This window comes from Bombilactobacillus sp. ESL1187 (genome assembly GCF_058107155.1).
Genome location: NZ_JBYLTZ010000001.1, coordinates 900733 through 921487, shown reverse-complemented (window position 1 = coordinate 921487; position 20755 = coordinate 900733). Strand labels below are relative to the sequence as shown.

18 protein-coding genes are annotated in these 20755 nt (G+C 39.0%); 6 read left to right on the top strand and 12 right to left on the bottom strand.

Features of this window, described 5'->3' with window-relative positions; translation table 11 throughout:
- Nucleotides 1–82: 82 nt before the first annotated feature.
- Together AC3B5B_RS04510 and AC3B5B_RS04505 are read right to left on the bottom strand one after the other, a co-directional pair.
- Complete coding sequence (locus AC3B5B_RS04510; protein ID WP_489769419.1) at nt 83–1006, bottom strand: alpha/beta hydrolase; 924 nt, start codon at nt 1004–1006, stop codon at nt 83–85.
- Nucleotides 1003–1650: an HAD hydrolase-like protein gene (locus AC3B5B_RS04505; RefSeq protein ID WP_489756787.1), complete on the bottom strand. Its 648-nt coding sequence runs from the start codon at nt 1648–1650 to the stop codon at nt 1003–1005. Before AC3B5B_RS04505 ends, AC3B5B_RS04510 begins: the two co-directional genes overlap by 4 nt.
- Nucleotides 1651–1723: 73 nt before the next feature.
- Between AC3B5B_RS04505 and AC3B5B_RS04500 the strand changes: the two genes are divergently transcribed.
- On the top strand, nt 1724–4048 hold the full coding sequence (locus AC3B5B_RS04500; protein ID WP_489756788.1) for an HAD-IC family P-type ATPase: 2325 nt from the start codon (nt 1724–1726) through the stop codon (nt 4046–4048).
- Between the two features lie 103 nt (nt 4049–4151).
- Here the strand turns inward: AC3B5B_RS04500 and AC3B5B_RS04495 are convergent, their stop codons facing one another.
- Nucleotides 4152–4532: a YueI family protein gene (locus tag AC3B5B_RS04495; protein WP_489769418.1), complete on the bottom strand. Its 381-nt coding sequence runs from the start codon at nt 4530–4532 to the stop codon at nt 4152–4154.
- Between the two features lie 17 nt (nt 4533–4549).
- On the bottom strand, nt 4550–5293 hold the full coding sequence (locus AC3B5B_RS04490; RefSeq protein WP_489769417.1) for a glycosyltransferase family 2 protein: 744 nt from the start codon (nt 5291–5293) through the stop codon (nt 4550–4552).
- Between the two features lie 59 nt (nt 5294–5352).
- On the opposite strand from AC3B5B_RS04490, the gene AC3B5B_RS04485 reads away from it, so the two are divergent.
- Nucleotides 5353–6123 carry a tyrosine-protein phosphatase gene (locus tag AC3B5B_RS04485; RefSeq protein WP_489769416.1) on the top strand — a complete coding sequence of 257 codons (771 nt, stop codon included), beginning with the start codon at nt 5353–5355 and terminating at the stop codon, nt 6121–6123.
- An 83-nt stretch (nt 6124–6206) separates the two neighbouring features.
- On the opposite strand, the gene AC3B5B_RS04480 is transcribed toward AC3B5B_RS04485, so the two are convergent.
- From AC3B5B_RS04480 to AC3B5B_RS04470, 3 genes are all read right to left on the bottom strand, one after another.
- On the bottom strand, nt 6207–7190 hold the full coding sequence (locus AC3B5B_RS04480) for a LacI family DNA-binding transcriptional regulator (RefSeq protein ID WP_489769415.1): 984 nt from the start codon (nt 7188–7190) through the stop codon (nt 6207–6209).
- 120 nt (nt 7191–7310) lie between these two features.
- Nucleotides 7311–8735: a glycoside hydrolase family 32 protein gene (locus tag AC3B5B_RS04475; RefSeq protein WP_489769414.1), complete on the bottom strand. Its 1425-nt coding sequence runs from the start codon at nt 8733–8735 to the stop codon at nt 7311–7313.
- Nucleotides 8736–8756: 21 nt separating this feature from the next.
- Nucleotides 8757–10031, bottom strand: coding sequence for an MFS transporter (locus AC3B5B_RS04470; protein WP_489769413.1), 1275 nt, complete (start codon nt 10029–10031; stop codon nt 8757–8759).
- 384 nt (nt 10032–10415) lie between these two features.
- Here AC3B5B_RS04470 and AC3B5B_RS04465 point away from each other — a divergent pair, with 384 nt between their 5' ends.
- Nucleotides 10416–11108 carry a hypothetical protein gene (locus AC3B5B_RS04465; RefSeq protein WP_489756795.1) on the top strand — a complete coding sequence of 231 codons (693 nt, stop codon included), beginning with the start codon at nt 10416–10418 and terminating at the stop codon, nt 11106–11108.
- A gap of 61 nt (nt 11109–11169) precedes the next feature.
- Here the strand turns inward: AC3B5B_RS04465 and AC3B5B_RS04460 are convergent, their stop codons facing one another.
- Nucleotides 11170–11712, bottom strand: coding sequence for a TetR/AcrR family transcriptional regulator (locus AC3B5B_RS04460; protein WP_489756796.1), 543 nt, complete (start codon nt 11710–11712; stop codon nt 11170–11172).
- A 775-nt stretch (nt 11713–12487) separates the two neighbouring features.
- Nucleotides 12488–13120 carry a hypothetical protein gene (locus AC3B5B_RS04455; protein WP_489756797.1) on the bottom strand — a complete coding sequence of 211 codons (633 nt, stop codon included), beginning with the start codon at nt 13118–13120 and terminating at the stop codon, nt 12488–12490.
- Between the two features lie 627 nt (nt 13121–13747).
- Here AC3B5B_RS04455 and trpX point away from each other — a divergent pair.
- From trpX to AC3B5B_RS04440, 3 genes are read left to right on the top strand one after another with little or no spacing between them, the layout of a single operon-like run.
- Nucleotides 13748–14752, top strand: coding sequence for a tryptophan ABC transporter substrate-binding protein (trpX, locus tag AC3B5B_RS04450; protein WP_489756798.1), 1005 nt, complete (start codon nt 13748–13750; stop codon nt 14750–14752).
- Nucleotides 14749–15651, top strand: coding sequence for an ABC transporter permease (locus tag AC3B5B_RS04445; protein ID WP_489756799.1), 903 nt, complete (start codon nt 14749–14751; stop codon nt 15649–15651). Before trpX ends, AC3B5B_RS04445 begins: the two co-directional genes overlap by 4 nt.
- Nucleotides 15641–16447 (top strand): ABC transporter ATP-binding protein, encoded by an 807-nt coding sequence (locus tag AC3B5B_RS04440; protein WP_489769412.1) that lies wholly within the window; start codon nt 15641–15643, stop codon nt 16445–16447. The genes AC3B5B_RS04445 and AC3B5B_RS04440 overlap by 11 nt, the downstream gene beginning before the upstream one ends.
- 30 nt (nt 16448–16477) lie before the next feature.
- On the opposite strand, the gene AC3B5B_RS04435 is transcribed toward AC3B5B_RS04440, so the two are convergent.
- The 3 genes from AC3B5B_RS04435 to AC3B5B_RS04425 form a co-directional block, all read right to left on the bottom strand.
- Nucleotides 16478–17953, bottom strand: coding sequence for a glycoside hydrolase family 1 protein (locus tag AC3B5B_RS04435; protein WP_489756801.1), 1476 nt, complete (start codon nt 17951–17953; stop codon nt 16478–16480).
- A 146-nt stretch (nt 17954–18099) separates the two neighbouring features.
- Complete coding sequence (locus AC3B5B_RS04430; RefSeq protein ID WP_489756795.1) at nt 18100–18792, bottom strand: hypothetical protein; 693 nt, start codon at nt 18790–18792, stop codon at nt 18100–18102.
- A gap of 315 nt (nt 18793–19107) precedes the next feature.
- Entirely contained in the window at nt 19108–20748 is a 1641-nt protein-coding gene (locus AC3B5B_RS04425) for a peptide ABC transporter substrate-binding protein (RefSeq protein ID WP_489756802.1), read from the bottom strand.
- Between the last annotated feature and the right edge of the window lie 7 nt (nt 20749–20755).

Here is a 20755-nt window from a genome sequence, read left to right as displayed (position 1 = left end):
GCTCAATTCCGCTTCAAAGCAAAAAAAGAACTTTCCATCCGGAAAGTTCTTTTTTACATATACAACTGATATTAAAACCCAACTATTTAAAATAATGTTGTGCCCAGTCTAAGACTTTGGTTTGATATTGTTGTGGTTGTTTTTGATAAGACTGCGCATGACTAGCGCCTTTCACTAACCACAATTTTTTAGGACCATGGTCATTATCATAGTTAATCCGCGCATTTTTAGTCGGCACGAAAGTGTCTTTAGTACCGTGAATAATAAACAGTGGTACGTGATTATGCTTTAAAGTTTGCGCAGTATCCGCATCATAAAAACTATACTTGGCAATCATTTTAGTAAACATATTAGCGGTTGGAATCAACGGAAAACTTGGCAAGTGAAAGAGGGCCTGTAATTCGTGTTCCAATTCACCCTTAATCGAAGCGTAGCCACAATCAGCAACCGCAAATTTGACTTGCTGCGGCACGTTTAACCCCAAATAATACATGACCGTGGCCGCACCCATACTAACGCCAAATAAACCAATCTGACTCTGCGTGCCATTTTTACGTAAAATTTGCTGCACCCAGCCTTGATAATCCTTGCGATCTAACCAACCGTAGCCCAAGTATTGGCCACCACTGCGTCCTGAAGCACGATCATCCGGTGCTAACACATTATAGCCTGCTTGATGGAATAATTTAATATATGCACCCATTGTTAAACTATTATCGCCATAGCCATGAGCCAATAACATCGTTTTCATCGTCGTCTGAGCAGCTGGATAATAGCGCGCTTTTAAATGAACTCGTGCTTTGTCACTTGTTGTTTGCTGCCAAACTTGCTGCGGCGCTTTTTTGGCCCATAGCTCACTGGTCGTTAATGCTTGACCAGCGTTACGGGCACTGTAGCCCCCCTTTTTAATTGCAAAATTAAACAAATAATAGGCGCCACCCAAATCTGCCGCGAGCAACAACACGACTAAAGTGATCACCAATGCTTTCCAGTGCTTTTTAATCATGCCTGAACCTTCTTCACTAAATCTAACGGTTGCTCAATTAAATCAACGACGCCCGCCTGCTGTAATTCTTGAGCCGTACCAAAACCGTACAATACCCCAATCGTTGCTATTTGATTAGCTTGTGCGCCGAGAACGTCCGTATTACGGTCACCAATCATCAGCGTTTCGGCGGCTGTTAATTGATTATCAGTTAAAGCTTGAGCGATGATCTCTTTTTTAGACATGGTTTCACTCAAATCAGCGCCGTAAATACCATTAAATTGGTCTGTTAAGTTTAATTCTGCTAAAATTTGACGCGCAAAATTCTCCGGTTTGGCTGTTGCCACAAAAAGTTGTTTTCCTAATTGGCGTAATTGTGCTAACATTTCAGTAATCTGCGGATAAAGATTTAATTCTAACCAACCTTTTCGACCATAGTAATCTTGAAAATCTGCAATCAGTTTAGTCGACAATTCACTGTGTGCCGGAATTTGACTGTATTGCGCCAAGCTTTCCATCAAAGGTGGCCCAATGAACTTCCGTAATTGGCTATCAGCTGGGACTGCTAAGCCTTCCGTTTGATACGCAAACTTCAAGGAATTCATAATTCCTAAGCCACTATCAACTAGGGTTCCATCTAAATCAAAAAAAATATTTCTTAACAAATTAATTCCTTCTTCACAATTTTTTTACAAAATAAGACTACAATCATTCGTATATCATAATTGAGGTGAACTCATGAAAGGTACTAACGTCCAAACTGGTCTGAGTCAACAACAGGTGCAAGAACAGTGCCAGCATGGCAATACTAATCAGGTCAAAAATCAAAATTCCACACCAATCTCTAAAATTATATCAAAAAATCTGATTACTTTATTTAATCTGGTCAATTTAGTCATTGCCATTTTGATTTTTAGCACTGGTCGTTTCGCTAATCTGTTCTTTTTAGGACCCGTCGTCGCCAATTTTATCATCGGTACATATCAAGAAATCCACGCTAAAAGGCAGTTGGATCATTTAACTTTTTTAAATCGCCAAAAAACCCAAGTTCTCCGTGCTGGACAGCAAACTACGGTCTTTCAAGATGAATTAGTCTTGCATGATCTCGTAATCTTACAGCGTGGTAACCAAATTCCCGCCGATGGTCGCGTTCGGCAAACCTCCCATTTAGAAGTTGATGAATCTAACCTTACTGGCGAATCAACCCCGGTCATTAAAACCGAAAATGATCAAGTTCTATCCGGCAGTTCCGTTGTTAGTGGCCAGGCCCTGGTTGAATTAACAGCTGTGGGGGAGCAAAGCTTTGCGAATCGCTTAGCCAATTCTGCCAAGCAACAACAACACAATGTTTCACAATTATTAAACATCATCAACCAAATTATCAAAGTTCTCACCTATATCATTGTCCCCTTAGGATTGTTGCTCTTTTGGAGCAGTTTTCAGCATTCCCATAATTGGTCAGCGGCCATTTTAGGGACCTCCGCCTCCATTATCGGCATGATTCCTCAGGGACTCGTCTTACTAACTTCTGTGGCCCTGGCCGTTGGCGCGGTTCACTTGAGCCATAAACAAGTCCTAGTCAAATCTATGACGGCGCTCGAATCCTTAGCACGCGTTGATACACTATGTTTAGACAAAACTGGCACCATTACCACGGGCAACCTGCAATTAACTCAAGTAATTGCGGAAAGTTTAACTACGCAACAGTTGTTAGCCATTAGTCAAACTATCGTTCGTGCTACCAATGAAACCAATGAAACGGCCCAGGCCATTTTAACAGCGCAAGAACCAGCAGCTGATTTACCAGCCATTGAGAGTATCGTCGCTTTTTCTTCACAACGTAAATGGTCCGCCGTTAATTTAAAACACCAAGGCTCGTTTGCCTTAGGTGCCCCGAATTTTATCTTACATGACACTGACCAAATTAAGCGCGCGCAAACTTATGCGCAACAAGGTTATCGTGTCTTGGCTGTCGTCCAATCACCAAAACTCATTACTGAAACCATTGAACAGCCACAACTCTTAGGCTATCTTTTGATTCAAGATGAAGTGCGACCGACGGCGGCTAATACTTTTCAATATCTTCAAACGCAAGGTGTCGCTTTAAAAATCATTTCTGGCGACGATCCAGCTACCGTTCAAACCATTGCGCAACAAGTTAATTTAAGTACCGACATCAAAGCTATTGATATGTCCAGTGTGGCTGTAGACCGTCCCCTCGAAGATTACGGCCAAATTGCCCAAAAATATACCGTTTTCGGGCGCACTTTACCGGAGCAAAAGCAAAAATTAATCAAAGGTTTACAACAAAACCAGCACCAAATCGCCATGACCGGTGATGGAGTCAACGATGTTTTAGCAATGCGCCAATCGGATTGTGGCATTGCTATTGCGGGCAACAGTGATGCCGCTGAAAGTGCTGCCGACTTTGTTTTATTAAACCAAGATTTTGATTCCATGATTTACGTTCTGAATGAAGGGCGGCGCGTTATTAATAACATTGAACGAGTAGCAGCCTTATATCTGATTAAAACTATGTATTCAGTGCTGTTAACCATTTGTTTTATTGTTATGCGCACCAACTATCCTTTTCATCCGGCACAATTAACGCCGATTAACGCTTTAACCGTAGGAATTCCCACCTTATTTTTAGCCTTGCAGCCCGATTTTCGTCCTCCTGAAGGCCGCTTTTACAAAAATGTTATGCAAGTGGCGTTGCCAGCTGCTTTAGATATTACATTATTTGTAGTCTTACTTGTTTTATTTGGTACTAAGTATCAACTTCATTACCCGTTAACTTCCACCTTGGCAGTTTTTGCCGTTAGCATGATCAGTTTTGCTGCATTATGGACTATCTCGCGCCCCATTAATCGCGGTACACTAATTATTTTCACCCTCCTTTTTATCACTAATCTACTCATGTTCATTGGTTGGGGTAAACCGTTTGAGCTGTTGAATTTGTTTCACCATCAACAACTTTATTGGAGCTTAATCATCCTAATCACCTTTTATCCGGTATTTAAAATTTTACGTGAATTTCTGGTCCGTTACTGCTTCAAATAATACCGCGACAAAAGTCGCCTAAAAGCTGAGGAACGATTAAGCAAAAAATTGAAGTTTGACTTTGTAAACTGAATGATTAATTTGTTGTTAACCATCATTTAAATTAAATCAGAATTGGGCCTTTAACAGCTTGTTTGGCATCCGCAATCACCAATCCCATTTCTTGATCACCTAATGCTTTAGTGGCGGTTCTCAGATTTTGTTGATTGATAATCGTAAAAGCATAATTTAATTGCACCGCTAGTTTCACTAATGGCTGACGATAACTATGACTCAAACGACCATTAATATACAAATGATACTGCGGATATCTTTGCATGACTTGTTTAACTACTGCTAAATTTTGCACTTGGCGCACTTGTGCTACCGTTAAAGCTAACGCGACTCGCTCTTGAAAATTACCCAAAAATTTACGTTTTTCATCGGGTTTTAGTTGCGGCTTGCCAAAAACATTTTGCTTTAAATAGTCTTCTACACTTGTCATTTCTACACCTAGATTCATCAAAGATGATACTTTTTAACTTGATACAAAGTTTTCAAAATTCGATAATTAGCCTGACCAATACTTTTAACATGCTGCAAGTTATACGTATGGGTTGCACTTTGACCATGTTGCCAGTAATGATACAATGGCGTAGAGTCCACATAGAAGCGACTTGTCAACGCCACGTATTTGATATTAAATACCTGATCTTCCATCAAAGACAAGTCGGGTGCAAAAGTTAAATGATGCTTGCGAATCGTTGTCAGACGATAAACTTTATTCCAGGTGTAACCCATAACCGAGCCATTTGTCATTTTAGTTATTTGTTTAACTAATTGTGCTTGCGAATAATAAGCTGGGGGCAATGGTTGGATTTTATTGAGGACTTTCTTCGCAGATTCTTTAACAAAACCACACACGGCTAAGTCTAATTGTTGATCTTGAAAGCACGTTAAAAAATAATCGGTAAATTGTGGTTCCAGCCAGTCATCACCATCAATAAAAGTAATTAAGTCCCCCTGTGCTTCTAAGATTCCCCGATTGCGAGCCGCCGAAATGCCTTGATTAGTTGTCTGACTGATTAACCGAAAGTTAGCGTGGTGTTGGACAAACTCTTGGGCAATCGCCACCGTTTGATCAGTGGAAGCATCATTAACCATCAACAATTCAAAATTCTGATTAATTTGTTGAACAATGGACGTTAAACTACGTCGGAGCAATTGTTCTTCGTTATACAAAGGCATCACTAACGTTAATTTCACTATAAACTGTCTCCTAATTTTCAATACCTATATTGTATTAATTTCAGTGAGGATTCTCAATGCAAAGAATTTTTCAATTTTCTAACACTAATAATTTTCGAGAATTGGGCGGTTATCCCACAACCGACCACCGTCACATTCGCTGGCACAAAATTTTGCGTGCCGGTTACTTAAGCGCCTTAACACCGCGTGAATTGCGCTACTTAAAGCATTACGGCTTACGCTACAGTTTTGATTTGCGATCTGAATATGAACGAAAAAATTGGCCGGATCCCGAGACTTCATTTTTAACATTAATTGCCGCACCACTCTATGCAGCACCTTCTAGTACTACTACCGGTGATAAGCTTTATCAAACATTGCCCCCGGACCAACAATTTTCTGGGTTACCCGGCATGTACCAACAAGTTGTCTTAGATCATTATTCCCAACAAGTTTTTTATCATTTTTTCGCGGTTTTATTAGAAAATCAGCACCCCAATCAATCCGTTGTCTTCCATTGTTCAGCGGGTAAAGATCGCACAGGCATTTTAGCCATTTTACTACTCCTAGTTTTACAAGTACCCATCGACTATATTACGCAAGATTATCTTCTGACTAATCTCATGTACACCCACGCCACTGATCTAGCTTATTTAGATAATCCTAACGATCAAACTATTCAACAAATGAATTTCACACCCGCGGATCAAGCTGCTGTTGTGGCTATTCAGACGGCCGTAACGGCAGTGTATGGTTCCTGGTCAAAATTTGAACAACAAATTCTGGGTTTAAGCCCCACTAAAAAAGCACTTTTACTTCAGTTATACACCACCAAAGATTCCATATAAAAGAGTCCCTTCATCAAGTTCGTGATCCAGTTACCAATAAGTAGCAACTGTGATCCAATTGAAACTTGTACAAGGGACTCTCCTTATTTTTGGAAACCAGTTTGGCCGGCATGCCATTGGACGGGCAAAATATATTCCGAATCTGTGGCTTGTCCGTGTAATCTTTGCTGTAAAACTTCAACCGCCAGTTGCGCTAATTGAGCAATTGGCTGCACAACAGTCGTTAATTGTGGAAAGAGGTTTTGTAATAAAGTAGTGCCATCATAGCCCACTACTAACAAATCGTCAGGTACTCGGCGCCCAAATTCTAGAGCCACTTGGCAAATTAAGATCGCGTCTGTATCATTAGCGGCAAAAATAGCTTCCACATCTGGATGTTCTTGAAAAATCTTTTGAAAAACGCGCTGCTTAGCCGCGGCACTAATATTAAAATCTAGTTCATACGTCACTGGCGTTAACTGATGGTCTTGCATCACTTGTTCATAAGCTCGCCTTCGCTGTTGGGCGGGCGTAGCGAGATCATGGGGACCATTCGTATGAATAATTTTCGTGACGCCTTGATCCAACAAATGTTGGGTCGCTAACTGACCGCCGTGAAAGTTGTCCGAAGCAATAATGGGTATGTCATCACTGACAATGCGATCAATCGCCACAATCGGCAAATTTTTTTTCTGATACTGGCTTAAGCCTTGATTATGCGTACCGACAATTAAACCATCCACCTGTTTAATTAATAGTTGATCCAAATAGTCCGCTTCCTTACGCGAATTATTCATCGAATTACCAATTAAAACTTTAAAGCCTTGTTGATATAATTGATTCTCCAAACTCGTAGTCAACTCACCAAAAAAAGGATCCGCCACAGATGGTAATAAGATACCAATCAAGTCCGTTTTATGATGATACAATTGGCGTGCCACAACATTGGGATGATAATCCAATTGGTCCATGGCTGCATAAACTTTATCAATCGTCGTTTGACTTAAATAGCCGCGGCGATTCAAGACACGTGAAACCGTCGTTTTCGAAACTCCTGCCAGTTGCGCAACATCTTCTAATTTTGGCACCTAACATTGCTCCCCACTTTTTTAGTTTCATTATAGCTCAACTATTTTGACCAAAAAAGTTGCTATGAAAAAGTGGTTAGGACAAAAAGAATGGTTCGTCAATTTCAACAAACAATCTTTTTAATATTGATTCGTGTCTGCTTCCAACTGGTAAACCAAACTATCAGCTACTCCTTGACCGTCAGCTTGCAGTTGAATTACAGGTGCTTGGTTAAAGTAATAACGTTCACTAAAGACCACTTCGCCTTGATTGACAAAAATTTCTAAGGAACTACGATCAACAAAAATTTGTAATTGCAACTGATCACAATTTTGTAATTGACCATAACGCGCCGTTTCGCGGTCGGTGCGACTCACAATTAATTGCTGTTGCTTAACTAAATAAGTGAGCTTTGTTTGGGCAGTAGTGGTGGGATCTTGAAACATAACTTCGATTTTAGTACCCTGAAATTGTACTAGATCTACGTTTAATTGCCATTCCACCGTGGCTTGATCTTGACTAATGATTATTGGCTTTTCACTTAAGGCACAGCTTTGTTGTTGCAATACCTTTTGTCTTAAGGACTGCACTTCTTGAATCGGTCGCATATATAAATGCTCATTTTGCCAAACTAACTCGCGGGGCAAAGTTAACGCTCCCGACCAACCATCAGCTTGTTCTGGCATGTCACTTTCCCACATTGCTAGCCAGCCAACCACAATGCGCCGGCCATCAGGAGCAAGCATCGTTTGCGTCGCATAAAAGTCATGCCCTAAATCTAATTCGTGAAAACCCATCTGGGCAAACTGCGGTGTTTGATAATCTAGCTGACCCGCAAAGTAAACCGTTTGGTGTAAGTTCAAATATTGCTGGTTTTGTGCTTGAATCCCTTGCGGCGAAGTCAACAATAAGTCTTGACCGTTTAAATGAAACAAATCCGGACACTCCCACATATAACCTTCTAGTTGACTATTTTTAGCTTGCGTCAGTGGTCCTAAATAGTCCCAGTCCACTAAATTATCGGAGCGATACAACAATACGCGGCCCAAGCCAGCCTTAGTTTGCCCACCTAAAATAACATAGTAATGACCGTCATGCTCCCAAACTTTGGGATCGCGAAATTCTTGTGTATTATCGGCTGGCGGTGTAGCAATAACGGGATTATGTTCATATTTGGTAAAATGAATGCCATCAGTGCTATAAGCTAAGTTTTGATTCTGCCAGTAACGATCGGGATCTTTTTCATCATAATAGTTATTACCGGTATAAATTAAATACAAAGTATCATCTTTAACAATCGCACTACCAGAAAAACAACCGTTTTGATCTTCCGCATCGCCTGGTGTTAATGCCACAGGCAAAGTTTCCCAGTGTAATAAATCCTTACTGCGCGCATGACCCCAGTGCATCGGTCCCCATTTAGGGGCATCCGGATAGTACTGATAAAACATATGATAATAACCTTGAAAATAACAAAAACCATTGGGATCATTAATCCAACCCGCTGGAGCCATCAAATGATATCCCAAGCGATAACGCTGATTAGTTACTTGTAAAGCTGTCATTTTTTTACCTCAACTTTTAATTTATGAACGAATAAAGGGATCACCGTTAACATCTTGATCATCTTTTTTCAAAACGAAGAATGCATAAATTCCCGCTAACAAAACTGTAATGGCAATCACATGAAAGGTACTACTATAACCAATATGATCGCGCAAGGTTCCTAAGGGGTTGGACAGTAACACTTGACCAATCTGTGACGCGACTTGAAAGCCAATCATATATAATGTCGCAGATAATTTGGTATCAAAATGTAATGTGAAATAACGGAAGATCGGCAACGAAAACAGTGGTACTTCAATTGAATGTAACATTTTAATGCAGGAAATCGCAACCGGATTATGGAACAAGCCGCAAGCTCCAATACGCACAAACATAACTGTCACACCAAGTAATAAGGCATTTCGGACACCAATTTTTCGCATCAAGATCGGCACTAAACTCATCATTATAGCTTCGCAAAAAACTTGAATCGAATTTAACGTACCATACATATGTTGACCCAAAGCGGGATTAGCAAATAATTTCGTATAAAAATCTGGGAACATTTGTTGATCAAAAACCGTATAGAAAGTATTCGTAAACATAATAAAGATAATAATGAGCCATAACTCTTTCATTTTTAACAAACTCAACATATCTTTCAGAGATGGTGTATCACTGCCTTCGCCTTCAAAAGTTAGGTTTTGATCCACCGTTTTTTCTTGTTTAGGCTTCCAAAAGATTAATTCCAATAATAGCAACACCCCAAATCCCGAGGCTACGACAAAATTCAGTTTGGGATTAATGACAAAGAGATATCCTGCTAATAGTGCCACCATTGCATAACCAAAAGAACCCCAAGCCCGCGCTTGACCATATTCAAAATCAAAGCGGCGACTCATCTTTTCTGCCACGGCTTCAAAAATTCCCGAAGCCGATAAGAAACCGGCTGATAAAAAGACGGCCCCGACAATAATTCCTAAAATAAAATGATGACTTAATAATGGTGCGTAAATCCAGACAAAAAACGGTCCGATTAAAGCATCTAAAATTGCACAAAAAATTAATAAGTAACGTTTAATCACTAATTTATCCTGTAAAGTACCATAGATAAACATTAAACATAGAGTAACTAACGAATTGGCTGAATAAATAGTTCCCACAGCACCACCAGATAAACCTAAACCATTTTGTTTAGAAGTCAGCCAAACTTGAAAGAATGACCACCAAACACCCCAAGATGCAAAAAACAAAAGTAACGTCACTGAATTTTGTAAATAAGAAGGATTCTTCAGCGTTTTTTTAAGATTTAACATACAATTTTCAATCCTTTCTGCGGTGACTCTGACTGTCAACCGGTTATCATAATCTTAAAGCGTTTACAGATATTATTATATGATTTCGTTTTCATATGTCAACCGGTTATCATATTTTTAGATAATCTTTTTTTAATCCATTAATCATCAAATGAAACGAAATATCAAAGTTTAATCCCTTTTTTGGAAATTCTGTCCCACTTTTGAAACAATTATCCGACAATTACTTTTGTTGTGTCGTTTCTGCAACACTTCAACCGTTCTTGTAGTGGTTCTTTGCCTAAATTTTGGTTAATATACAATTGTCAACTGAGAGAAGTTCTCTCATCTGATCATAATTGTAGAACATTGTAACTTAAGACCTCTTATTAGGAGGTTGTTACAATGAAAACATTTTTAAGTCTTTTAAGCGTTTTAGCATTAAACGCTTCTGTGGTTTTTACTAATCCTGCTGGTTACTCCCCTAGTGCCGCAGCTGATGATGTAAAAACTGAAACAATGAGTGCTGTAAACCCCATATCAAATAATAAAAAACAGCAACCCATTCAAGTTAAGTCGGAATTAGCCAGTACTCCCCATACTGGTAGTTCTCTTAACTACTTCCCCAAAGATACTACTAGTCAAATGAATCAAAGTTCTCCCCAGAACAATGAATCAAAACAAACGGTACCTTCCCCCCAAGCAGATACCGCAAAGACCCCAACGTTGAGTGGTCAGCAAAGTAGTGATACTACTAATGCCATCGCGTTTAACAATGTTAAGTTTCCAATCGGAGATTTCCACGGCAATGGAAATGTTCCCGGAGACGGACATATTTATCGTTGGGATGACGCACCAGTTGATAATTGGTTTTTACTAGAGCGTTCAACACCGCAAGCAAACATGGTCTGGAAGTTACAAGTAGGTTCTACAATTTCGGCAAATAATCAGACATATCATGTATATTCCATTTTAAATGGAGTGAGTCATAGTGACCCACGGCCGATGGAAGCTTTAAAGAGCAATGGTGGGATTTTAATTCAAACATGTGAACAACCAGTTTACAATTCCCCGTTAACCTTTGTGCTCGCTAAATAAATAATTGTAGATAAAAATAAAAAGATTAGACACGTTGGTCTAGTCTTTTTTAGTAGCTTGATTAATCATTATCTAAAAACAAATTCTTATACGATATCTCTGCTAGATGTTGACTTAATTCCTCGGCCGGTTCTTTTGACCCATCAAAATACCATTGCCGCACAGCACCTAAACCGCCTTCCACATTATACCAAACTAAATCAAAAGATTTATGTGGTAATACTCCTTTAACAATATAGTTAGTTAACGTTTTGACAAATAAAAAGAAACATTCATCGCTACACAACACCCGAAACTTTTGATTATCATCTTTAATTTTCAAAAGTGCCTGCGTCAAAATTTTAGTATATGCTGCCAAGAAATCTGGTTGTTTACGGCACTCCCTTACCGCATTAATCCAAAGATCACAATTTTGCTCGATGATTTCTATCATGATTTCATAAGTATTACGATAATGTGCATAAAAAGTCGATCGATTCACATTAGCTACATTGCACAACTCTTTGATAGTAATGTCATCTAACATCTTCTTCTGCATCAATTGAACTAAAGAAGTTTGTAACATTAGTTTAGTATAGTTAAAACGTGCTGATTTTGTTAACATGAGAATCCCCCCAATACCCATACATGTTTATCATAAACCCTAAGTCAAATAAATGTAACAAAAAAGACACTACATATCGAATTACCAAAGTCCTCCCCAGAACAATGAATCCAGATAAAGTGTCTTAATGTTATTTTATCTATTACTATCAATAAGCTAATAACTATTCTACGGCAATAGAACAATATGCTATTAAAACTTATTGGTTTTTTTTAACGCACTAATGATAATTACCTTTTATTAAAACGTACAGTACCGCAAGCAAACGGATCATAGTCTAATTAAGTAAGTTCTATCATTGCACAATTAATATTATAGCACGTAGAACTATAAAATAACACCCTAAATCCAGTTAAATTATTTTTATTTGCTGGATCTTGAGGCAAATCCCCATCAGTAGGGGTTTTTGAATTAAAGTAATTGTTCACCCTTTCCTCAACAAAAGCCTTTCAGAAAACAAATTGCCCACTAGCTAGTAGCTAAGCTTGTGCAATGATTAATTTATTTCAACCCATTATCTTTTATTTTTCTGAAAAATCAAGTGCAATTTCACTCAGATTAGTCAATATTAAATTACAAAATAAATAATTTTTTCGCAACTTTTGCAATAATTAATAAGTGAACCTGACCTTATGTAAAAATAATCGTTGCTTTTGCCAGTAACACTAACTGACCAGTTAGCACCCAACTTCTCAGAGCTTTTGTGCCCACCGCAATATTTTAACCTACAAAAAAAGCATTGATATAATTTCAGATCAATGCTTTGTCTTAATTATTATTTAGCTAGTACATAAAAGTTAGAAACTTTTTGATTGTTAGTGGTTTGAATGTAAAGAACAATGCCACCATTTTCTGCTTGAATAGCAGCAGGACGAGAAGTACTTTGATCGGTTTTAGCTAGTAAATCATAAACTTGATAGCTTTTTTGGTTAACTACAACCTTTGTACCTACTCGTAAATTTTGAACCATGTTTGCTTGCGTTCCTGTACGTTCTAGTAAAAACCAATTATCGCGTGGTGCATCGGTCCAGTGATAAACCTTACCTGAGTCGGGAATAATACCATTGCCGTGGTAATCTGCGACTTGATAAGTTGAATTATCAATTGTCATCACATCTCGGGGATAACTTTCAGGATGACTAGGATCAATAATGGTGACACTCGCCTGTGAAACTGCAGTGCTAGAACCGCTTGTTGTGTTTACCACTGCGGGGGAAGATTTCACTGGTTGATTATTATTAGTTGTTTTAATGGTTTTAGTTGCTTGTTCTTGATGATTAACAGTAATTTCTTGTGTCGGCTGAACAGTATTTCTATCCGCCAAAGTTTGACGATTCATCTGTCCAATCGGTAGTGCTAAGTTAATTGCTAAAGCACTGAAAATTGTTAATAAAGTTTTACCTTTCATGTTGGTTGCCTCCTTAATTAGCCAGAGGTCCAAAATCACGAGTATTACAAGTTTGTTTAAATGTCCCTTTTAAGGAACAACTATATAATAACCACATCAATTCTTAATAACAACGACAGCTGTTGTTAAAATGTTGCAAAAACGACACAATCAAAAACGTTGTCGGATAATCGTCCCATAAATGAAACACTATTTCATAAAAAATGAGAATAAATAAAATTCATATCCATTTTACCCATTTTTCTTAGTCTAGCACCAATAATCTCTCATTGTCTTCATACTTTGTTACTCATTAAAAGCTTCGATAGCTTCCAAACTCTTATTCAGATTAAGTTGACATTGTTTAAAGTCTCAGTTATACTAATGCCAATTTAGACATGAAAGGATGATCAACATGAGTCAGTTAACAATTAGTAACGTTCAACTATCTTGGCAAAGCCAGCACTGCTGATCGTAATCGTTCTAAGCGGATACGATCTGGCAAACAGTTTGTATCCGTGCTGACTTATTTTTTCATTCCCAAAGCCTGCATGGTTCTAACACAGCAGACTTTGGCTTCTCAAGGGCAAACCAGAGTAATGCTGGTTTGCCTTTTTTATTTGCCCGGATAATTTAACGAGGTGAATCATGAAACGAATGCTAACATTTATTAGTCTAATATTGATTTTTCTGGGCTTTGCTTTCTTTCAAAATCCCAAAGTTAACACCCAAACTGCTACCAATTCCACGCAAGTAACGCGTGTGGGAATTTTACAAATGGTCACTCATCCCGCCTTGGATCAAATTCATAAAGGCGTAGTTCTAGGATTAAAGAAAAAAGGATTTATTGTCGGTAAAAATTTGCGGATTGATTTTTTAAATGCGCAGGGTGATCAAAGCAATCTCAAAACTATGTCCCAACAATTAGCTAACAAAGATCATTTGTTAGTCGGGATCGCTACTCCAGCTGCACAGGCTTTAGCCAACAGTGCTCAAAGTAATACTCCCATTATGTTAGCCGGCATTTCTGCTCCTGCTTCTAGTGGCTTAGTCAAGTCCGAACGCCATCCAGGTGCTAATATTACAGGTTCTTCTGGTTTGAATCCTGTTAAACAACAGTTCAAACTCATTAGAACTATCATGCCACAGGCTCAAAGAATTGGTATTATCTATACTTCCTCTGATCATGGTGGGCAAACTAACGCCCATGCTTTTGCCAAAGTGGTCCGCCAAGCAGGTTTAACACCCAAATTGTTCACTATCACGAACACCAATGATTTACAACAAGTTGCTGCCCAAATGGTGACACAAGTCGATGCCGTTTACGCTCCCCAAGATAATGGCATTGCTTCCGCGATGAAGACTTTAGTCAAAGTAACTAATAATGCTAACATTCCGGTTTTTCCTTGTGCGGAAACCATGGTGCCTGATGGTGGCAGTGCTGCTTATGCAATTAAGCAAAAAGATTTAGGAATCGTAGCTGGTGAAATGGCGGGCAATGTTTTACATGGACACCAAACCGCTAATTATCCGGTGCAACACGTGATCAAAGGACATTATCTTATCAATGAAAAAGAAGTTCAGCGCCTGCATTTACATGTTCCCGCTAAAATTATGCAAGCTGCGCAGAGAGATGGAGGCATTATCAAATGAGTTTAATTACATCAAGTATCGGGCAAGGATTACTCTGGGCTATTTTAGGTATTGCGTTGTTTTTAACTTTTCGTATTCTCAATTTTGCTGATATGACCGTTGAAGGAACCTTTCCTCTAGGGGCAGCGGTTACTGTAACTGCCATTACCCACGGTCTTTCACCTTTAATAGCCACCATTTTGGGTTGTTTAGCAGGAGCTGTGGGAGGCTTAATTACTGGATTGTTATATACAAAGGGGAAGATTCCCATCTTATTAGCGGGCATTTTAGTTATGACTGGCTGTCTATCCGTTAACCTGCGAATTATGGGGGGCGCTAATGTCTCACTACTAGGCCAAAAAACTTTTTTCACTGCCGCTTTCTTCAAAACTTTACCCCGTTATTTTGACAGTATTACCATTGGTGGGTTGGCTATCATTATTATTACTGGATTAATTTGCTGCTTTTTAATGACTGACTTAGGCCAAGCTTTCATTGTAACTGGTGATAATCCGACCATGGCGCAGTCGTTAGGCATTAACACCGATAATATGACTATTCTAGGTTTAGCCATTTCCAATGGTTTGGTTGGACTCAGTGGCGCCTTAATCGCTCAAAATAATGGTTACGCTGACGCTAATATGGGTATTGGCATTATTGTAATTGCTTTAGCGTCCATCATTATTGGCGAAGTTGTTTTTGGCGAATTAACCCTCAATCAGCGCTTAATTGCGGTCACTTTAGGTAGTATTATTTATCGTTTTATTCTCCTAATTGTTCTGCAACTAGGTTTTTCGACTAATGATTTAAATTTGATTTCGGCCATTATCTTAGCCATTTGTTTGATGTTACCGCAATTGCGACATTGGTTAAAATTAGACACTATTTTTGCAAAAGGAGGCCCTAATAATGACAAATAGCCAACCAATCCTACAATTAAAAAACATTACCACTTTAGTTAACCAAAAGACGAATAATGAGGCTACTATCCTTAATCAACTAAATTTCAAAATTTATCCTGGAGATTTCATTACCATTGTTGGTGCTAATGGTGCCGGTAAATCGACTTTGTTTAACGTGTTAGCGGGAGATATTAAACCAAATTATGGGCAAATTTTACACCATAAAAAAGATATTACGACAACTTCAATTGCCCAACGTACTAAATTTTTAAGCCGGGTTTTCCAAGACCCTAAAAGTGGTACCGCACCTAGAATGACGGTGGCCGAAAATATTTTATTAGCAACTAAAAGAGGGCAAAAGCGGGGGTTACATTTTCGTCATTTGCAGGCTAATCGGCCCCAAATCAAAGCACTAACTACCCGCATCGGCAATAGCTTGAACCAACGTCTCGATACTCCAACCGAAAATTTGTCTGGCGGTCAAAGACAAACTTTAAGTTTTTTGATGGCCACCTTAAACCAACCCGAGCTTTTATTATTAGATGAGCATACCGCCGCATTAGACCCGCATAGTAGCCAACAGTTACTGGACCAGACTAATCAGATTGTTACCCAACAACATTTAACTTGTTTAATGATTACCCACCATCTTGAAGATGCACTCCAATATGGTAATCGGCTAATTGTTTTAAATCAGGGGCAAATTCAAGCTGATTTTACAGCCGCTGAAAAAAAGCAGCTAACCGCTACTGCGTTAGCTGCACTCTTAACCAAATCCGCGCACGAATCTCCAGAAAATATTTCTCAGTCCTAACATGCAATCTTTTTTTATTAAGGACAGCTATTATTCAGTCAAGGCTGCACCATTAGTTGCAATAATCTTTTTCAGCCAATAATAGGACTTTTTAGGGGTTCTGTTTAAAGTTCCTCGGCCCTGATCATCCATATCCACATAAATTAGACCGTAACGTTTTTTCATTTCACCTGTGGACAGCGAAACTAAATCAATTGGGCCCCACATCGTATATCCCAGACATGGCACATGATCAATATTAATTGCCGCGGCCATCGCAGTTAGGTGTTGTTTCAGATAATCAATTCGGTAATCATCGGCCACATAACCATGTTCATCAACTTGATCCTCCGCTCCTAATCCATTTTCTACAATAAAGATGGGCTTTTGCAGGCGATCATAGATTTCATTCATACAATACCTTAACCCCAACGGATCAACGGGCCAACCCCAAGGTGTAGTTGGTAAATAGGGATTGGAATGACCGCCAACATTAAACCATTGATCCTGAGCTTGCGTCGTATTTGAACGATAATAACTAAAAGCGATGTAGTCTAATTGTCCCGCTTGTAAAATTTTGCGATCTGCCGCAGTAATGTCCAAGTGCTGAAAACCGTGATGCTGCCAAACTTCGGGAGCATAGTTAGGATAATAGCCCCGACTCATCACATCTATAAAATACCAATTTTCACGCCGTTCTTGCAGCTGCCAGAAGACATCCTCTGGTTTACAAGTAGCTGGATAAAGACCGCTCATGGCATACATGGCCCCAAATTGACTTTGGGGCATGAGTTGATGCCCTAATTGAACTGCTTTCGCAGAAGCGACAAACATATTATGAGCTGCTTGATAACGTTGTTGACCACTGGCTTGTCGCACACCCGTTGGACCAAAGCCACGGACCGCATTAATTTCATTAAAGGTTAACCAGTAACGACAGCGATCCCCAAAAGCCTCAAATAATGTGCGCGCATATTTAACATAGTAATCAATCACTTTGGTAGACGCCCAGCCATTATATTTTTGTGCCAAATTCATTGGTAATTCATCGTGACAAATCGTAATTAACGGTTCCATCTGATATTTGGTTAATTCATTAATGACGTCATCATAAAATTTTAAACCCGCTGGATTCGGTTGATCTTCTTCACCCGTTGGAAAAATTCGACTCCAACAAATCGAAAAGCGAAAAACATTAAAGCCCATGCCAGCCATCAGCTTAATATCCTCTTGATAATGATGATAAAAGTCGACCGCTTGATGACTAGGATAATATTGCTGCTCTAAAAATACTGGTTGGGCATCTGCAGGCACCGAATCAGCGTCAAAAAAGGAACTTTTGGGTTGAAGCAAATTGCCCTGAGCATCTTGCAGCGTGTGATGTCGCGGGTGGGCTTTGGAACCGGCAGTTTCATAATCACGTGATAAGATGCCACGACCACCTTCATTAAAACCACCTTCATATTGAAAATCTGCTGTCGCCCCACCCCACAAGAAACCTTGTGGCAATTTTGTATCTTGCACCATTAATTATCTAACCTCTTTACTCCAAAATTAGTTGACCGTTTTCATTTTACCATGATTATACGACTTTATTCCTAGATTAATTGCAGACAAAAAGCCTTATCGTTCATCATAGAAACGATAAGGCTTTTATTTTTATCTACAATTATTTATTTAGCGAGCACAAAGGTTAACGGGGAATTGTAAACTGGTTGTTCACATGTTTGAATTAAAATCCCACCATTGCTCTTTAAAGCTTCCATCGGCCGTGGGTCACTATGACTCACTCCATTTAAAATGGAATATACATGATATGTCTGATTATTTGCCGAAATTGTAGAACCTACTTGTAACTTCCAGACCATGTTTGCTTGCGGTGTTGAACGCTCTAGTAAAAACCAATTATCAACTGGTGCGTCATCCCAACGATAAATATGTCCGTCTCCGGGAACATTTCCATTGCCGTGGAAATCTCCGATTGGAAACTTAACATTGTTAAACGCGATGGCATTAGTAGTATCACTACTTTGCTGACCACTCAACGTTGGGGTCTTTGCGGTATCTGCTTGGGGGGAAGGTACCGTTTGTTTTGATTCATTGTTCTGGGGAGAACTTTGATTCATTTGACTAGTAGTATCTTTGGGGAAGTAGTTAAGAGAACTACCAGTATGGGGAGTACTGGCTAATTCCGACTTAACTTGAATGGGTTGCTGTTTTTTATTATTTGATATGGGGTTTACAGCACTCATTGTTTCAGTTTTTACATCATCAGCTGCGGCACTAGGGGAGTAACCAGCAGGATTAGTAAAAACCACAGAAGCGTTTAATGCTAAAACGCTTAAAAGACTTAAAAATGTTTTCATTGTAACAACCTCCTAATAAGAGGTCTTAAGTTACAATGTTCTACAATTATGATCAGATGAGAGAACTTCTCTCAGTTGACAATTGTATATTAACCAAAATTTAGGCAAAGAACCACTACAAGAACGGTTGAAGTGTTGCAGAAACGACACAACAAAAGTAATTGTCGGATAATTGTTTCAAAAGTGGGACAGAATTTCCAAAAAAGGGATTAAACTTTGATATTTCGTTTCATTTGATGCGGAAAGTAAAAAAAATAGAATCTTCATTAAAGGTGTCTTTCGACACACTTGAAGATTCTATCAAACATTCTTCAACTACTTTTTCAGACGGACGTTAGTCATGTTATACATATTGTCCGGATTCAATTCCAGGTTCTTAATTCTAGATTTCGTCATAAAGGCTTGACCATTTTGATATAGCGGAATGACACCTTGTTGTTCATTAATGATATCTTGCGCTGCTTTCATATCGTTCCAACGTGCGGTGACATTATTGGCATCTTCATTCATGCTCTTATTCAATAAAGCGTCATACTGTGGATTACTCCACTTACCACTATTATAAGAATTATTAGTCATAAATAAGGTTAAGAAATTAATCGGATCTGGAAAATCTGCATTCCATTGCGTAATGACCATATCAAAGTCTCCACTCACTGAGCGACTGAGTCGACTCTTATACGGTACATTATTCAATGTAACTTTCAAACCTGGTAATTTTTGTAATTGACTTTGTAAAAATTCACTTTGTTGTTTGGCAATATCCGTATCGTCACTTAACAAAACCAAATTAAATTTTTTCTTGGTTTGACCACTTTCTTGTAATCCTTGTTTCCATAACTGCTTAGCTTTAGCCAAATCATATTTGGTATAGGCTTTACCAGTGCCACTCGTTTCACTGACAAAATCTTTCGATTGATCCTTAGGATCATAAGCCATATCGGCAGCCGTTACAGAAGTAGCTACTGAAGTTCCATTACCCAAAACTTTTTTCGTCAATTGTTTGCGGTCAATTGCAAAGGATAAAGCTTGCCGAATTTTTTGATTCTTGAACATCGGCAACTTCTTCTGGTTGAGTTCAATATAATCAGTCGAATTTTGCTTTTGGACGCTATAACCCTTGGAATTCTTCATTTGTTTAGAAGTATCGCCACTCAATTCCGCACGGTCCAACTTATCCGATTGATACAAATTCAACGCAGTCGAAGCATCTTTGACGACTTGGTATTTCAAAGTTTTGACCTTAACGTGCTTGGCATTCCAATAAGTATTATTCTTAACTTCAGTCCACGTATTATCGGAATTACTCCAATTCTGCAATTTGTAGGGTCCATCGAAAACTAAAGTCTTCGAATTGGTTCCATACTTCTTCCCCCACTTTTTAGTGGCCCGCGGATTCTGCGGATAAAATTGCGAGCCCGTTAATAATTCATTAAAATATGGAATTGGCTTCTCTAGAGTAACCTGTAAAGTATGTGCATCTAAGGCTTTAACCCCCAAAGAATCCACTGGTTTTTTCCCGGCAGTAATCGCCTTGGCGTTAGCAATCCCCTCATAGATATAAGCGTATTGAGATTTAGTTTGGGGATTAACCGTCCGCCGCCAAGAATTAACAAAATCGTTAGCCACTACTGGATCGCCATTGCTCCATTTAGCGTTCTTGCGTAATGGAAAGGTATAAGTTAAACCGTTATTGGTTGGCTTAACCACTTTAGTGGATAATTCTGGTTCGATAGTCTTACCATTATAACGATATAAACCTGCCATGGTATTCTGTGCCGCTTGCGCGCTCAAAATATCAGTCATCATGGAAGTATCCATGGTTGCTAACAGGTCTTTGGACATAATCCGCACTTCATTAGTGGGCGCTTGAGCCTGTTTGGAACCACAGCCTACCATTAATACAGCCGCCGTCAAGGTCATGCCACCACCCAGCAACATCTTTGGTAACTTCATTGCTCCC

What these genes read in the sequence shown, in the direction of transcription:
- AC3B5B_RS04435 (WP_489756801.1), bottom strand. Translation starts at nt 17,953, where the DNA reads ATGGTGCAAGATACAAAATTGCCACAAGGTTTCTTGTGGGGTGGGGCG.
- AC3B5B_RS04460 (WP_489756796.1), bottom strand. Translation starts at nt 11,712, where the DNA reads ATGTTAACAAAATCAGCACGTTTTAACTATACTAAACTAATGTTACAA.
- AC3B5B_RS04445 (WP_489756799.1), top strand. Translation starts at nt 14,749, where the DNA reads ATGAGTTTAATTACATCAAGTATCGGGCAAGGATTACTCTGGGCTATT.
- AC3B5B_RS04455 (WP_489756797.1), bottom strand. Translation starts at nt 13,120, where the DNA reads ATGAAAGGTAAAACTTTATTAACAATTTTCAGTGCTTTAGCAATTAAC.
- AC3B5B_RS04475 (WP_489769414.1), bottom strand. Translation starts at nt 8,735, where the DNA reads ATGACAGCTTTACAAGTAACTAATCAGCGTTATCGCTTGGGATATCAT.
- AC3B5B_RS04440 (WP_489769412.1), top strand. Translation starts at nt 15,641, where the DNA reads ATGACAAATAGCCAACCAATCCTACAATTAAAAAACATTACCACTTTA.
- AC3B5B_RS04500 (WP_489756788.1), top strand. Translation starts at nt 1,724, where the DNA reads ATGAAAGGTACTAACGTCCAAACTGGTCTGAGTCAACAACAGGTGCAA.
- AC3B5B_RS04425 (WP_489756802.1), bottom strand. Translation starts at nt 20,748, where the DNA reads ATGAAGTTACCAAAGATGTTGCTGGGTGGTGGCATGACCTTGACGGCG.
- AC3B5B_RS04495 (WP_489769418.1), bottom strand. Translation starts at nt 4,532, where the DNA reads ATGACAAGTGTAGAAGACTATTTAAAGCAAAATGTTTTTGGCAAGCCG.
- AC3B5B_RS04470 (WP_489769413.1), bottom strand. Translation starts at nt 10,031, where the DNA reads ATGTTAAATCTTAAAAAAACGCTGAAGAATCCTTCTTATTTACAAAAT.
- AC3B5B_RS04510 (WP_489769419.1), bottom strand. Translation starts at nt 1,006, where the DNA reads ATGATTAAAAAGCACTGGAAAGCATTGGTGATCACTTTAGTCGTGTTG.
- AC3B5B_RS04485 (WP_489769416.1), top strand. Translation starts at nt 5,353, where the DNA reads ATGCAAAGAATTTTTCAATTTTCTAACACTAATAATTTTCGAGAATTG.
- AC3B5B_RS04465 (WP_489756795.1), top strand. Translation starts at nt 10,416, where the DNA reads ATGAAAACATTTTTAAGTCTTTTAAGCGTTTTAGCATTAAACGCTTCT.
- AC3B5B_RS04430 (WP_489756795.1), bottom strand. Translation starts at nt 18,792, where the DNA reads ATGAAAACATTTTTAAGTCTTTTAAGCGTTTTAGCATTAAACGCTTCT.
- trpX (WP_489756798.1), top strand. Translation starts at nt 13,748, where the DNA reads ATGAAACGAATGCTAACATTTATTAGTCTAATATTGATTTTTCTGGGC.